At 61.2% G+C, this 13,871-nt stretch carries 11 protein-coding genes and 1 pseudogene; 7 read left to right on the top strand and 5 right to left on the bottom strand.

Annotation, left to right across the window (positions count from 1 at the left end; translation table 11 throughout):
- Positions 1 to 283: 283 nt before the first annotated feature.
- From ACJ8QI_RS20330 to ACJ8QI_RS20315, 4 genes are read left to right on the top strand one after another with little or no spacing between them, the layout of a single operon-like run.
- On the top strand, positions 284 to 1,894 hold the full coding sequence (locus tag ACJ8QI_RS20330; protein ID WP_060441286.1) for a BCCT family transporter: 1,611 nt from the start codon (positions 284 to 286) through the stop codon (positions 1,892 to 1,894).
- Positions 1,895 to 1,920: 26 nt separating this feature from the next.
- Positions 1,921 to 3,045, top strand: coding sequence for an aromatic ring-hydroxylating oxygenase subunit alpha (locus ACJ8QI_RS20325; RefSeq protein WP_442532992.1), 1,125 nt, complete (start codon positions 1,921 to 1,923; stop codon positions 3,043 to 3,045).
- Positions 3,046 to 3,092: 47 nt separating this feature from the next.
- Complete coding sequence (locus ACJ8QI_RS20320; protein ID WP_060422739.1) at positions 3,093 to 4,541, top strand: NAD-dependent succinate-semialdehyde dehydrogenase; 1,449 nt, start codon at positions 3,093 to 3,095, stop codon at positions 4,539 to 4,541.
- A 41-nt stretch (positions 4,542 to 4,582) separates the two neighbouring features.
- The gene (locus ACJ8QI_RS20315) at positions 4,583 to 5,548 is read left to right on the top strand and encodes a PDR/VanB family oxidoreductase (RefSeq protein ID WP_060422736.1); all 966 of its coding nucleotides are present in this window, start codon (positions 4,583 to 4,585) and stop codon (positions 5,546 to 5,548) included.
- 30 nt (positions 5,549 to 5,578) lie between these two features.
- On the opposite strand, the gene ACJ8QI_RS20310 is transcribed toward ACJ8QI_RS20315, so the two are convergent.
- The 4 genes from ACJ8QI_RS20310 to ACJ8QI_RS20295 form a co-directional block, all read right to left on the bottom strand.
- Entirely contained in the window at positions 5,579 to 6,649 is a 1,071-nt protein-coding gene (locus ACJ8QI_RS20310) for an ABC transporter ATP-binding protein (RefSeq protein ID WP_442532991.1), read from the bottom strand.
- The gene (locus ACJ8QI_RS20305; RefSeq protein ID WP_060422728.1) at positions 6,642 to 8,411 is read right to left on the bottom strand and encodes an ABC transporter permease; all 1,770 of its coding nucleotides are present in this window, start codon (positions 8,409 to 8,411) and stop codon (positions 6,642 to 6,644) included. Before ACJ8QI_RS20305 ends, ACJ8QI_RS20310 begins: the two co-directional genes overlap by 8 nt.
- A gap of 78 nt (positions 8,412 to 8,489) precedes the next feature.
- On the bottom strand, positions 8,490 to 9,578 hold the full coding sequence (locus tag ACJ8QI_RS20300; protein ID WP_060441366.1) for an ABC transporter substrate-binding protein: 1,089 nt from the start codon (positions 9,576 to 9,578) through the stop codon (positions 8,490 to 8,492).
- 166 nt (positions 9,579 to 9,744) lie between these two features.
- On the bottom strand, positions 9,745 to 10,662 hold the full coding sequence (locus ACJ8QI_RS20295; protein WP_442532990.1) for a DMT family transporter: 918 nt from the start codon (positions 10,660 to 10,662) through the stop codon (positions 9,745 to 9,747).
- Positions 10,663 to 10,954: 292 nt separating this feature from the next.
- Here ACJ8QI_RS20295 and ACJ8QI_RS20290 point away from each other — a divergent pair, with 292 nt between their 5' ends.
- The 3 genes from ACJ8QI_RS20290 (at position 10,955) to brnQ (ending at position 13,734) form a co-directional block, all read left to right on the top strand.
- Positions 10,955 to 11,287 carry a tRNA-binding protein gene (locus ACJ8QI_RS20290; protein WP_048234649.1) on the top strand — a complete coding sequence of 111 codons (333 nt, stop codon included), beginning with the start codon at positions 10,955 to 10,957 and terminating at the stop codon, positions 11,285 to 11,287.
- A gap of 30 nt (positions 11,288 to 11,317) precedes the next feature.
- The gene (locus ACJ8QI_RS20285) at positions 11,318 to 12,199 is read left to right on the top strand and encodes a 2OG-Fe dioxygenase family protein (protein ID WP_038871106.1); all 882 of its coding nucleotides are present in this window, start codon (positions 11,318 to 11,320) and stop codon (positions 12,197 to 12,199) included.
- A gap of 212 nt (positions 12,200 to 12,411) precedes the next feature.
- The gene (gene brnQ / locus ACJ8QI_RS20280) at positions 12,412 to 13,734 is read left to right on the top strand and encodes a branched-chain amino acid transport system II carrier protein (RefSeq protein ID WP_060441283.1); all 1,323 of its coding nucleotides are present in this window, start codon (positions 12,412 to 12,414) and stop codon (positions 13,732 to 13,734) included.
- 69 nt (positions 13,735 to 13,803) lie between these two features.
- On the opposite strand, the pseudogene ACJ8QI_RS20275 reads toward brnQ, so the two are convergent.
- Positions 13,804 to 13,871, bottom strand: a pseudogene (locus tag ACJ8QI_RS20275) (transketolase-like TK C-terminal-containing protein); the annotation flags it as partial.

Here is a 13,871-nt window from a genome sequence, read left to right as displayed (position 1 = left end):
AATCCGCTGAAAACCACCGCAGAAAGCACGCCAATACCCCGGCCAAGATCACAACAAATTGTTTACATACTGTGTTTTATCCTTTTACAGATGCCCCAATTGTGGCCCTCCTGTAATTTGTGCACACTCGAAAATGTTAATGAAGAGTAAATATTCTCGGCGGCGTTTTGCCGGGGCGTTTGCTCCTCGCGGTGTAACAAAACAAAGGGTTCAAACCAATAAGGCCCGGGCGCACCCTACGCTTCGCGCACCGGCCCACCACCGATAACAGGAGTTCACTCCCATGCAGAGCACCCCTAAAAAGGATGTCACGCTCATCGCCATCAGCCTGTGCAGTATTGCGCTGATCGCCATTTGCCTGATGCTCTTTCCGGCTCAATCCGCGCTTATCGCCAACACCATTTTCAACGGCGTCACCCGGCTGTTCGGTTCAACCATTCAAATCCTGGTGCTGATCGCCCTGCTGGTGGTGCTGTATCTGGCGTTGAGCAAATACGGCAACATCCGCCTCGGCGAAGGCAAACCGCAATACTCCACGCTGGCCTGGCTGTTCATGTTCATCTGCGCCGGCCTCGGCTCGTCCACCCTGTATTGGGGGGTAATGGAGTGGGCGTATTACTACCAGACGCCGGGGCTGAACATCGCGCCGCGCACCCCGAAGGCGCTGGAATACAGCATCAGCTACTCCTTCTTCCACTGGGGCCTGAGCGCCTGGGCAACCTATGCCCTCGCCTCGCTGATCATGGCCTACCACTTCCACGTGCGTAAGAACAAAGGGCTCAGCCTGTCGGGGATCATTTCCGCCATCACCGGCGTGCGCGCCAACGGCCCGATCGGGCGGATGGTGGATCTGATTTTCCTGGTCGCCACCGTCGGCGCCCTCACCATTTCGCTGGTGCTGACCGCCTCCACCTTTACTCGCGGGCTGACGGCGCTGACCGGCATCCCCGACAATTTCGTGGTGCAGGCGACGGTGATCCTGCTGGCGGCGGTGATTTTCTGCCTCAGCTCCTACATCGGCATCGACGGTGGCATGCAGCGCCTGAGCAAAATGGTCGGCTGGGGCGCTTTCGTCTTCGCCGGGTTGGTGCTGCTGGTCGGCCCCACCGAGTTCACCATCAACAACACCATCAACGCCATCGGCCTGACGGCGCAAAACTTCCTGCAGATGAGTCTGTTCACCGATCCGATGGGCGACGGCAGCTTCAGCCGCAGCTGGACGGTGTTCTACTGGCTGTGGTGGATCTCTTACACCCCGGGCGTGGCGATGTTCGTCACCCGCGTCTCGCGCGGCCGCAAGATTAAAGAGGTGATCTGGGCGCTGTTGCTCGGCAGCACCCTCGGCTGCTGGTTCTTCTTCGGCTCGCTGGAAAGCTACGCCATGCACCAGTTCATCAGCGGGCAGCTCAACGTGCCGGAGATCCTCAGCACCCAGGGCGGCGAAACCGCCGTGCAGATGCTGCTGACGGCGCTGCCGCTCGGCAAGCTGTTCCTGGCTGCCTATCTGTTCATCATGATCATTTTCCTGGCCTCGCACATGGACGCGGTGGCCTACACCATGGCCGCCACCAGCACCCGCAACCTGCAGGAGGGGCAAGATCCCAGCCCGATGCTGCGCCTGTTCTGGTGCGTGGTGATCACCCTGATCCCGCTGTCGATCCTGTTCACCGGCGCCTCGCTGGACACCATGAAAACCACGGTGATCCTGACCGCGCTGCCGTTCCTGCTGGTACTGCTGGTGAAAACCTACGGCTTCGCCCGCTGGCTGAAGCAGGACTACGCGGCCATTCCGGCTCACCTGATCGAAAGCAGCGCGCCGGCGCTGCCCGAGGCGCCGCCGGCCGCCGAACTCTCCGCTCCATCGTCGTATCAACCGCGCCCTATGGCGAAATGACAATAAGAAAAGAGGAAGGTTAACTTATGAGCACTCTGGTCCCTGAATTTACCTTACCGAAAGATTTCTGCGCCGACGCCCGCGAGGCTTACACCATTCCGGCCCGGTTCTATACCCACCAGGCGGCGTTCGAGCACGAAAAAGAGCAGGTGTTCGCCACCAGCTGGATTTGCGTGGCGCACCGCAGCGAGCTCGCCGAACCGAACGACTACATCACCCGCGAGATCATCGGTGAAAACATTCTGGTGGTGCGTGGCCGCGACAACGTGCTGCGCGCCTTTTACAACGTCTGCCCGCACCGCGGCCATCAGCTGCTGGCGGGCGACGGCCGGGCGAAAAACGTCATCACCTGCCCTTATCACGCCTGGGCGTTCAAGCTGGACGGCGAACTGGCGCACGCGCGCAACTGCGAAAACGTGCAGAACTTCGATAAGGAAAACTCGCACCTGATGCCGGTGCGGGTCGAAGAGTACGCCGGGTTTATTTACGTCAATCTGGACTCGCAGGCCGGCACGGTGGAAGACCAGCTGCCGGGCCTCGGCGCCAAAGTGCGCGAAGCCTGCCCGCAGGTCGACGATCTCAAGCTGGCGGCGCGCTTCGTCACCCGTACCCCGGCCAACTGGAAGAACATCGTAGACAACTACCTCGAGTGCTACCACTGCGGCCCGGCACACCCCGGCTTCGCCGACTCGGTGCAGGTCGACCGCTACTGGCACACCCTGCACGGCAACTGGACGCTGCAGTTCGGCTACGCCCGCCCTTCCGAGCAGTCATTCAAGTTTGAAGAGGGTAAAGAAGCCAGCTTCCACGGCATCTGGCTGTGGCCGTGCACCATGTTCAACATGCCGCCGCTGGAAGGCATGATGACGGTGATCTATGAATTCCCGGTCGATGCAGAAACCACCCTGCAGCACTACGACATCTACTTCACCAACGCCGATTTGAGCGACGAGCAGCTCAAACTGATCGACTGGTACCGCGACGTGTTCCGCCCGGAAGATTTGCGGCTGGTGGAGAGCGTGCAAAAAGGCCTCAAATCGCGCGGCTATCGCGGCCAGGGGCGCATCATGGCCGACGGCGCCGGCAGCGGCGTCAGCGAACACGGCATCGCCCACTTCCACAACCTGCTGGCGCAGGTTTATCAACCCTGATGCGACGGGGCCCACGGGCCCCCTCCCCCTGACTTGTGAGGTTCTTTGTGAATATTTCCGATCGGGCGCTATTCCGCCAACAGGCCTACATCAACGGGCAATGGCGCGATGCCGACAACCAGGAAACCCTGCCGGTGAGCGATCCCGCCACCGGCCAACTCATCGGCAGCGTGCCCAACATGGCGACGGCCGAAACCCAGCGGGCGATCGACGCCGCCCAGCAGGCGCTGGAAGGCTGGCGCGCGCTGCCGGCACAGCAACGCGCGCAGCTGCTGCGCCGCTGGTTCGAACTGATGCTGGAACACCAGCAGGATCTGGCCAGCCTGATGACGCTGGAGCAAGGCAAGCCGCTGGCGGAGTCGCTGGGCGAGATCCGCTACGCAGCCTCCTTTATCGAATGGTTCGCCGAACAGGCCAAGCGCACCAATGGCGACATCATTCCCTCGCCGAGCGGCGATAAACGCCTGATGGTGCTGAAGCAGGGCATCGGCGTGTGCGCGGCGATCACGCCCTGGAACTTCCCGGCGGCGATGATCACCCGCAAGGCCGCGCCGGCGCTGGCGGCCGGCTGCACGCTGGTGGTCAAGCCCGCCAACGAAACCCCTTACTCGGCGCTGGCGATGGCCGAGCTGGCCGAGCGCGCCGGCATTCCCGCCGGGGTGTTCAACGTGGTGACCGGCAACTCGCAGGCGATCGGCGCCGAGCTGACCGGCCACCCGCAGGTGCGCAAGCTAAGCTTTACCGGCTCCACGCCGGTGGGCAGGCTGCTGATGCGCCAGAGCTCGGACACCATCAAGAAAGTGTCGCTGGAGCTGGGCGGCAACGCGCCGTTCATCGTGTTTGACGATGCGGACATCGATGCCGCAGTGGAAGGCGCGCTGATCGCCAAATACCGCAACGCCGGGCAGACCTGCGTTTGCGTCAATCGGTTCTACGTGCAGCGCGGCGTTTACCCACAGTTCGCCGAGAAGTTTGTCGCCCGCGTGGCGGCGCTACAGGTCGGCAACGGCTTCGAACCCGGCGTACAGATCGGCCCGCTGATCAACCGCAAGGCGCGCGACAAGGTGCTGGAGCTGCTCGATGACGCGCTGAGCAAAGGCGCTCAGGTGCTGACCGGCGCCACGCCGCACGCGCTGGGCGGCAATTTCTTTACGCCGACGGTGCTTGGCGACGTGCAGCCTGGCTCGCTGCTGCTGGAAGAAGAGATCTTTGGCCCGGTCGCGCCGCTGGTGGTGTTCGATGACGAAGCCGAGGCGATCCGCCAGGCCAACGACACCATCTACGGCTTGGCCGCCTACTTCTATACCCGCGATGCGGCGCGCATCTGGCGCGTTTCGGAGCGGCTGGAGTACGGCATGGTCGGCATCAATACCGGCCTTATCTCCAACGAGGTAGCCCCGTTCGGCGGGGTGAAGCAGTCGGGTCTGGGGCGTGAAGGTTCCGAATACGGCATCGAAGACTATCTGGAGCTCAAATACCTGTGCCAGGCGGTATAACTTTTTCATGCGCGGGGACGCCCGCGCTTTGGAGCCAATGAATGACCAGCTATCAGATGCTTGATGTTCGCGTCGTCGACATCGAACCCGTCACCGCACAGGTCAAGCGCTTTACCCTGGCGGATCCGCAAGGCCGGCCGCTGCCCGCCTTCAGCGGCGGCAGCCACATCATCGTGCAAATGCAGGACGGCGAGCAGCGTTACAGCAATGCCTATTCGCTGCTGAGCTCACCGTTCGAGCTCGACCGTTACCAGATCGCCGTGCGCCGTGAGTCCCCTTCCAAAGGCGGTTCCGACTTCATGCACGATCGGCTGGCGATCGGCGATACGCTGACCATCAGCACCCCCAATAACCTGTTCGCGCTGGCGCCGGAGGCGCAGCATCACGTGCTGATCGCCGGCGGCATCGGCATCACGCCGTTTATGGCCCATCTGCACGAGCTGCAGCGCAGCGGGCAACGCTATCATCTGCACTACTGCTTCCACAGCGAGGAACACAACGCCTTCCAGCAGCAGCTGACGCAAGCGCCGTTCACCGACAACGTCAGTTGCCATGTCTCCAGCCTTAACGGCCGGTTGGATCTGGCGCGCACGCTGGCCGACGTGGAGCCCGGTGCCCATATCTACGTCTGCGGCCCGGCGGCGCTGAACGAAGCGGTTTACCGGACCGCCGCCGAACTGGGCATCGCCTCCGGTCGCTTGCACAGCGAAGCCTTCGCCGCCGAAGACACGGCGGGCGGCGCCTTTACGCTGGTGCTGGCCCGCTCAGGTATTGAGCTTGAAGTGGCGGAAGACATGACCATCCTGCAGGCGCTGGAAAACAGCAAGGCCGCCAAGGTCGAATGCCTGTGCCGCGAAGGCATTTGCGGCACCTGCGAAACCCGCATCGTCGAAGGGGAAGCCGATCACCGCGATCAGTATCTCAGTGACGAAGAGCGCGCGGCGCAGCAAACCCTGTTGATCTGCTGCTCGCGCGCCAAAGGCAACCGGCTGGTGCTGGATCTGTAAACGGAGCGCCCGCGTCTGCGGGCGTCCTGACTAGGCTTTCGGGAATATCCACAGATGCTCGGCCGGCAGGGAGAGCCGGCAAAGCGCCTGACTGCGCGCTTCGTGGCCATAGGCGCGCACCACGAAATCCTCGGCCACGGTGCGGAACAGGTACTCCCAGCGATCGCCGAGGTACATGCTGGTCAACAGCGGGAGCTCAAGCTGGTTACCCTGCGGATCTTCGCCCAACCGCACGCGCTCCACGCGGATCACCGCCGAGCCCTCCTGGCCAACCTGCACGCCTTCGCCCGCTTTGCCCCACAGCGCCCAGTCCTTGCCTTCGATGCGCGCCCGGTCGCCTTCCAGCGCCACGATCTTGCCCGGCAAGCGGTTGTTACTGCCCATGAACTCAGCGGTGAACAGCGTAGTGGGTGAACCGTACATCTCCTGCGGCGTACCCTGCTGTTCGATTTTGCCGTTATTGAGCAGCAGGATGCGATCGGAGATGGCCATCGCCTCGTTCTGATCGTGGGTCACCATCAGCGCCGACAGGCCGAGCTTGATGATCAACTCGCGCAGGAATACCCGCGCCTCTTCGCGCAGCTTGGCGTCAAGGTTGGATAGCGGCTCGTCCAGCAGGATCACCGGCGGGTTGTAGACCAGCGCACGCCCAATCGCCACGCGCTGCTGCTGGCCGCCGGAAAGCTGGTGCGGATGGCGCTTGGCCAGATGCCCCAACCCGAGCTGATCCAGTACCGCCTGCACCCGCTGGGTGATTTCCGCCGAGGCGATCTTACGCAGCTTCAGCGGGTAAGCGACGTTCTCAAACACCGTTTTATGCGGCCACAGCGCGTAGGACTGAAACACCAGCCCCAGATTGCGCTCTTCGGCGGGAATTTCGCTGCGCGCGCTGCCGTTGTACACCGCGCTGTTGCCGATAACGATCCGCCCCTGGCTCGGTTTCTCCAGCCCGGCCACCGCCCGCAGCAGCGTGGTTTTGCCGCTGCCCGACGGGCCCAGCAGCGAGACCACTTCGCCCCGTTTCAGCTCCATCGACACCCCTTTCAGCACCGGGTTGTCGCCATAGGTCAAATGCAGATTCTCTACCGAAAGTTCAATCATGTAGTTTCACTCCAAAGCGCAAGGCGATCCCCAACCCCAGCACCACCAGCAGGATATTGATGAACGACAGCGCGGCGACGATATCGATAGCGCCCGCGGCCCACAGGGAAACCAGCATCGAGCCGATGGTTTCCGTGCCCGGAGACAGCAGATACACCCCGGTAGAATATTCGCGCTCAAAGATCAGGAACATCAGCAGCCAAGAGCCGATCAGGCCGTAGCGCGACAGCGGAATGGTGACGTGACGGGTGACCTGGCCGCGGCTGGCGCCGGCGCTGCGCGCCGCCTCCTCCAGCTCCGGCCCCACCTGCAGCAGCGTGGAAGAGATCAGCCGCAGGCCGTAAGCCATCCACACCACGGTGTACGCCAGCCAGACGCTGAAGATGGTGCTGCGCAGCGAACGCAGCCAGACAATCCAGTTAGCACGCAGCCACTCGGCCATCGGCAGCGCCGACAGCCAGCCCTCCTTGAGCGATTTGTCCAGCCACATCGGCAGGAACAGAAACACCCACAGGAATGCCAGGCCGGCCAGCAGCCCCGGCACCGCACGCGGCACCAGCACGCTGTAGTCGAGGAAGCGCGTGGCGCCATCCGGCTTGCGGTGCATGGCGATGCCGATAAACAGGTAGCACGCCACCGCCAACGCCCCGCCGATCACCCCAATCGCCATTGAGTTGACGATGGCGCGCAGCAGGTTGGGCTGCGCCCAGATGGTGCGGAAGGTGTTGATCGACAGCTCGTCCCAAACAGACACGCCCACGCCCCAGTTGGAGATAAAGGCGCGCAGCACCACGCCGATCAGCGGCACGCCGATGGTGACGGTCAGCCAAAACACCACCACCGCGCCGGCCACCCAGCGCCATTTGCCCAGCGGCAGCGCACGGGCCTGCGAGGCTTTGCCCTTGACGGTGACGAAACGGTTGGCGGTGCGCATCAGCCGGCGCTGCAGCATCACCAGCGGAATGGTGATGCAGATCAGCACCACCGCCACCGCCGCCATCAGGTGGTAAGACGGCGTGCCCAGCTTGTTGGTCAACTGGTACAGGTAGGTCGCCAGCACCAGGTTGCCCTCTGGGTCCCCCAACACCAGCATCAGGCCGAACACTTCCAGCCCGAGGAAGAACAGCAGCACTCCGGCATACAGGATAGACGGCCGCACCATCGGCAGACTGACGGCGGTCATGACCTGCAGCGGCGTGGCGCCGGCGGTGCGCGCCGCTTCTTCAACGTCGGAGCCCACGCTGCGCAGCGCCGAGGAGATATACAGATACGCGTGGGGCACGTGCGTCAATCCGGCAATCACCACGATGCTGGCCATCGAATAGATATTCCACGGCACGAAGCCCAGCAGCGCCTCCGCCCACAGCGAGAAGAAGCCCACCGGCCCCGCCGCCACCACGTAGCCGAAGCCCAGCACCATCGGCGACACGAAGATTGGCACCAGAATCAGCGGCTCGATGATCCGCCGCCCCGGCAGATCGGTGCGCACCATCAGGAAGGCCAAAATGCCGCCGAGCGGGATGGCGATGATCACCAGCCCAAATGCCAGAATAAAGCCGCTCTTCAGCGCTTTGTAGAAATCCGGATCGGTAAAGATGAACTCGAAGGCCTCCAGGCTGAAGACCTTGGAAGGAGAGAAAAACGGAGCCGAGAGGAAGCTTTGAATGATGATAAACGACAGGGGGACATAGATAACCAGTGCGGTTATCAACACCACCAGGCCGCGCGGCAGGCTCTGCCACTTTCTGCGCCATGCTTGCATAAATGCTCCCTATGGTTGTAAACGCCGACCAAAGGGCGCGCGCCTCTAAGGCAGGCGCGCGTCCGAATGCAGTCCCTGTTATTTCGCCGCAGCGGCGCGCCATTGTTTGATGTAGTCGAGGCGTTTGGCCGGCTGCAGGTATTCCAGCAGGCTATCGTCGACCGGGATCGGCTTGAGCGCGTTGCCCAGCAGCTTGGTCATGCCGTCAATGTCGTTCTTGCCTTCGATGTCGTTGCGGATCGAGGGGATATCCGCCTGATTGGCGAGAATATTTTGGCCTTTTTCCGACAGCACGTAGTCGAACCACAGCTTGGCGGCGTTAGGGTTGCCGGCCTCTTTGCTGATGAAGCTCACGCGCGACAGCACCAGGGTATAGTCTTTCGGATAGACGATGCCGAGCGACGGATCGCTCTTGGCGCGGGCCTCGGCGTACGAACCGAGGATATTGAAGCCGATCAGGTTTTCACCGGAGGAGACGCGCTCCATCATGGTGCCGGTGGAGGATTGCACCGCCAGCCCGCCCTTGGCCACGTCGGCCAGCGTTTTGAAGTAGTTAGGATCGGCCTTGAAGTCCTGCACCGACAGCATGAAGCCGACGCCGGATTTTTCGATGTCGTACGTGGTGACTTTTTTCTTGAATTTGTCCGTCTGGCCGGCGATCAGTTTAGCCAGCGCCGCGTGCGAATCCGGCACATCGCCTTGCGGGATCAGGCGTTTGTTATAGATAAACACCACCGGCTCATAGGTGGTGCCATACACCTTATCTTGCCATACCGCCCATTTCGGCAACTGAGCCTGCTCGGGGGAGGCGTATTCCTGTGCGTAATCGCCCGCCAGTTTCAAAATGGTGTCCATCGACGAGCTCCACACCACGTCGCCGCTGGTGCCACCGGCCGCCTGCTCGCTGATGAAGCGGTTATACAGTTCGGTACTGTTCATGTCGTTGTATTCCACCTTAATGCCCGGATACAACGCCTCGAACCCCTGGATCAGCGGCGCCGCCGCCTTGGTGTCGGTGGTCGAGTAAATCACCACCTTGCCTTCTTTCTTCGCGCCGTCGACCCGTTTCTGATAGTCGGCGGGGTAGCCCGCCGGGAAGGCCGCATAGGCGGAAACGGAGCCCAGTAAGGTGATTGCAGCTACGGTAGCGCTGATTTTTTTCATCATCATCCATCCCCTGATCACATTTAATAAACCAAAAATTAACATATAGTTAATAAGTATGACGAGGCAACGGCGTTGCTTTGTTATCTTTCGGTTTTGTGATGCTGGCCATTTTTCAGCCAATAAAAAAGCCCGGCAGCGCGGGCTTTACGGCACTTCCTGTTGCAGACTATTCGGCCAGACGAGAGCGCCGCAGCAGGCGAATTCGCTGTACGATGGCGACCCCCAGCAGCGTCAGCACAAATCCTGCCAGCTGCAGCAGCGACAGCGCCTCGCCAAACAGCACGTACGCCTGCAGTGCCGCCGCCGGCGGCACCAGCAGCATCAGCGCGGTAATCCGAGTCAAGTCGCCGTGGCGCACCATCCAGATAAACAGCGCGGTGCCGCCCAGCGACAACACGCCGGCCGACCACAGCAGCGAGAACCACAGCGTCGGCGAATTATCCCAGGCGCCGGAGCCCATCACGGCCGCCAGCACGCCGGTTACGATCGCGGCACCGAGGTGCTGAATGGCGCCTGCCGCCCGCAGATCGGCCGCCGCCAGCGAAGACTTCTGCACCATGATGCCGATCGTCAGCGCGACGATGCTGCCAAAGCCCATCAGGATCGGCAACAGCGCCATATTGCCGACGTCGATACCGGTCAGCCGAGGGGAGAGCACCAGCGCAACGCCGATAAAACCGACCGCCAGCCCAGCCCAGGAACGCAATCCTATCGATTTGCGCAGCACCAGCGCGAAAATCAGCGCGGTGAACAGCGGCTGCAATCCGCCAATGAGCGACATCACCCCGGCCGCCAGGCCGTTCGCCACCGCCCACCAGCTTGCGGCGAGATAAACGCCGTTCATCAGCATGCCGGTCAGCAAGTGCATCACGAACTGTCGCCCCTTGGGCCAGGCGCAATGCAGCGCCAGCAGGGCGAATACCGCAGCGGCGATCAAAAAGCGAAAGGTCAGGAAAAGATTGGGATCGGCATGATCCGCCACCGCCCGCGCGGCAATAAAGCCGGTCGACCAAATTAATATCAGGAAAAGCGGCGCGATAAATGCCTTTCGCCGATCGCGTTTTTCGCGCTGGGTTATTTCCATATCACTACCTGAAAAATGCGGCTGATGAGTTAATGCGGAACATACTAACCAATTTAACACCGGCTTAACAGCACCGACACCGGCCCCCCAAGCCTGCATAATGAACACACTTGCGGGAAATAATGACGTTTCAATTTTATATAATTCACCAAGCTTATAATTAATCCCACCCCGTTACGACAATGTAAATTAATTGCTACATCCGGTATAACTATTCCCCTCCTGGCGGCGTTGTCGGAATAATTCCCCTTTGCTAGCCTTCCTGAAGCCACTTAATTAACTGGACTGACTTATGGCCGAAATCACTGATTTTATGAAACTGGATATGCGTATTGGCGAAATTATTTCCGTGGAATATAACGACAAGGCGTTAAAGCCCGCCTATAAGCTGCGCATTGATTTCGGCGAAGAAATTGGCATTAAAAACAGCTCGGCGCAATTATGCGAAAACTATCAGGAAGATGATCTGCTCGGCAAAAAAGTCATCTCCGTCGTTAATTTCCCCGCCAGGCGGGTTGCTGGATTTAAATCCGAAGTGCTGGTACTTGCCGCGGTCACCCGGGATCAAGGCACCGTCTTGCTGAAAACCGACTTCGACGTGGAGATCGGCAGCAAGATTTTATAATCGCCACATCATTCGTGAGGCCCCCGAGAAATGCGACAGTTATCCCTGCTTGATGAAGTTAAGAAGGCGTATCAGGAACACCGTTCAGCCTTTATCCCCGGCGCCACCATGCAAGCGATCCTGCTGGCGCTGGGCGCGCGGCCGGAAGATTTCGCCAAGCTGCAGCAGGTCAGCGGCAATCTGGCGGACGATCCCACGCTGCCTTTCCGCAAGTCCAGAAACGGCCGCTTCTGTTTCGACTTCGATCGCGCCCAGATTGAGCGGCTGGAATTCCAGCCTTTCGTGCTCTCGGTCGAGGAAGACTTCATCCGTTACGATTCGGGCAAGGTGCGCCACTTCCGCGGCATCAACGACGATCTGCAGTTGAATACGGCATTCCAGGCGCTGATGAAATTCAAAGCCTACGTGATCGATGGCGTGAGCGTGACGCCGCGCGCCCGGCTTAATCAGGAGATCAACAAATTCGTCTGCACGGTGTTCAACCTGCGCACCGTCACCACGCCGCAGATGCTGGGCGAACCGGCGCTGGAAGGCGTGCACAGCGACGGCGTCGACCACACCATGACGACCTTCCTCGGCTGCGACAACATGACCGACGACAGCGCCAAGACCTTTATTCACGATATGCGCGAAACCAGCGGGATCAAATTCGATCGGGCCCGGCCGGAATGGATTTTGGGCGAAATACAGCATCGGCATTTCCTCGATACCCTGCTGATTGTCGATCATGAACGCAAACACAGCCTCTCACCGGTGGAAGCGCAGGACAAACGCCGGCATTCGACCCGCGATATGCTGATCTTTTTCACCCGCAAACCGGTCGAAGACGGCCACGTCTCTTTCGCGTATGACTCTTTCAAACCGCATATCGAAATCCCGCTGTCGATAGACATGGTGGCGCGCGCGAGCTAACGCGCAGCCGGGCCGGCCGCCATGATCCCTCTGTGCGGCCGGTTCACGCCAGGATAAACAGCGCTGGATTAATCAGGTTTTTGTCGCCGAATTATTATATCCTGCCAGACGAAAATTTTGCGGGCGCTCGCTGCCCTCTGCGCCTGCCCTCTGCAGTTATCCATTCCGCAGCAGGCCGTTTATTTCATGAATACAGGCAGTGCCATACCGTTATGACCAAGAATTTATCCCCGAAAGACATTATCGCCCTGGGCTTTATGACCTTCGCCCTGTTTGTCGGCGCCGGCAACATCATTTTCCCCCCGCTGGTGGGGCTGCAGTCCGGCGAACATCTGTGGCCGGCCGCCCTCGGGTTTATGGTGACCGCCGTCGCCTTGCCGGTGATCGCCGTGATCGCGCTGGCGCGCGTCGGCGGCAGCATCAGCCTGCTGACCGGCCCCATCGGCCGCACCGCCGGCCTGCTGTTGGCGACCGTCTGCTATCTGGCGCTCGGCCCGCTGTTCGCCACGCCGCGAACCGCCAATGTCTCTTTCGCCCTCGGCATCGCGCCCTTCACCGGCGACGGCGCCCTGCCGCAGTTCATCTACAGCCTGCTGTTCTTTACCCTGGCGATGATCGTCTCGCTGTATCCCGGCCGGTTGCTCGATAACGTCGGCCATATTCTGGCGCCGCTGAAAATCCTGGCGCTGGCCGCGCTCGGCATCGCCGCCCTGGTTTGGCCCGCCGGTGAACCGGTCTCCGCCGTCGGCAGCTATCAGGCATCGGCGTTTTCCACCGGCTTCGTGCAGGGTTATCAAACCATGGACACGCTGTCGGCGCTGATGTTCGGCTCGATTATCGTCACCGCTGCCCGCTCGCGTGGCGTCAGCGACAGCGGCCTGCTGCTGCGCTACACCCTGTGGGCCAGCCTGATCGCCGGCGTCGGCCTGACGCTGGTCTATATCTGCATGTTCAAACTCGGCGCCGGCAGCGGCAGCCTGGTCGAGAGTGGCGCTCAGGATGGCGCGGCAATCCTGCACGCTTATGTGCAACACACCTTCGGCGATCTGGGCAGCGTCTTTATGGCAGTGCTGATGTTCATCGCCTGCCTGGTGACGGCGGTCGGCATGACCTGCGCCTGCGCGGACTTCTTCTCTCGCTACCTGCCGCTCTCTTACCGCACGCTGGTGGTTATCCTCGCCCTCTTCGCCATGCTGGTCTCCAACATGGGGCTGGCCAACCTGATCCGCGTCTCGCTACCGGTGCTGACGGCGATCTATCCGCCCTGCATCGCGCTGGTGTTGCTCAGCTTCAGCCAGAACCGCTGGCGCAGCGCCAAGCGCGTCTTCGCGCCGGTGATCGCCACCAGCCTGGTGTTTGGCCTCGCCGACGGCCTGAAAGCCTCCAGCTTCAGCGGCCTGCTGCCCGCCTGGTTCGATAAGCTGCCGCTGGCCGAACAGGGGCTGGTCTGGCTACAGCCTACGCTGCTGGTGCTGTTGCTGGCGGCGGCTTATGACCGGTTGCGCAGCGTCGAAAGCGCCAACGTCGCGTCGTAAGCGCGGGTCACGCCCATAAAAAAAGCCGGTCACGATGACCGGCTTTTTTATCGGCTTGCGCCAGGCCGCTTACTTCAGCAGCGCCTGCGCCTTGGCCACCACGTTGTCCACGGTGAAGCCGAACTCGGCGAACAGCT

It is taken from the genome of Serratia sp. CY84636, assembly GCF_052166245.1.
Taxonomy (GTDB): domain Bacteria; phylum Pseudomonadota; class Gammaproteobacteria; order Enterobacterales; family Enterobacteriaceae; genus Serratia; species Serratia nevei.
Note: the sequence above shows the minus strand (reverse complement) of the source record. Positions and strands in the feature narration are given on the sequence as shown.

Bases quoted from the DNA above. Each gene is read 5' to 3' on its own strand.
- ACJ8QI_RS20330 (WP_060441286.1), top strand. From the start codon at position 284: ATGCAGAGCACCCCTAAAAAGGATGTCACGCTCATCGCCATCAGCCTG.
- ACJ8QI_RS20325 (WP_442532992.1), top strand. From the start codon at position 1,921: ATGAGCACTCTGGTCCCTGAATTTACCTTACCGAAAGATTTCTGCGCC.
- ACJ8QI_RS20315 (WP_060422736.1), top strand. From the start codon at position 4,583: ATGACCAGCTATCAGATGCTTGATGTTCGCGTCGTCGACATCGAACCC.
- ACJ8QI_RS20310 (WP_442532991.1), bottom strand. From the start codon at position 6,649: ATGATTGAACTTTCGGTAGAGAATCTGCATTTGACCTATGGCGACAAC.
- ACJ8QI_RS20305 (WP_060422728.1), bottom strand. From the start codon at position 8,411: ATGCAAGCATGGCGCAGAAAGTGGCAGAGCCTGCCGCGCGGCCTGGTG.
- ACJ8QI_RS20300 (WP_060441366.1), bottom strand. From the start codon at position 9,578: ATGATGAAAAAAATCAGCGCTACCGTAGCTGCAATCACCTTACTGGGC.
- ACJ8QI_RS20295 (WP_442532990.1), bottom strand. From the start codon at position 10,662: ATGGAAATAACCCAGCGCGAAAAACGCGATCGGCGAAAGGCATTTATC.
- ACJ8QI_RS20290 (WP_048234649.1), top strand. From the start codon at position 10,955: ATGGCCGAAATCACTGATTTTATGAAACTGGATATGCGTATTGGCGAA.
- ACJ8QI_RS20285 (WP_038871106.1), top strand. From the start codon at position 11,318: ATGCGACAGTTATCCCTGCTTGATGAAGTTAAGAAGGCGTATCAGGAA.
- brnQ (WP_060441283.1), top strand. From the start codon at position 12,412: ATGACCAAGAATTTATCCCCGAAAGACATTATCGCCCTGGGCTTTATG.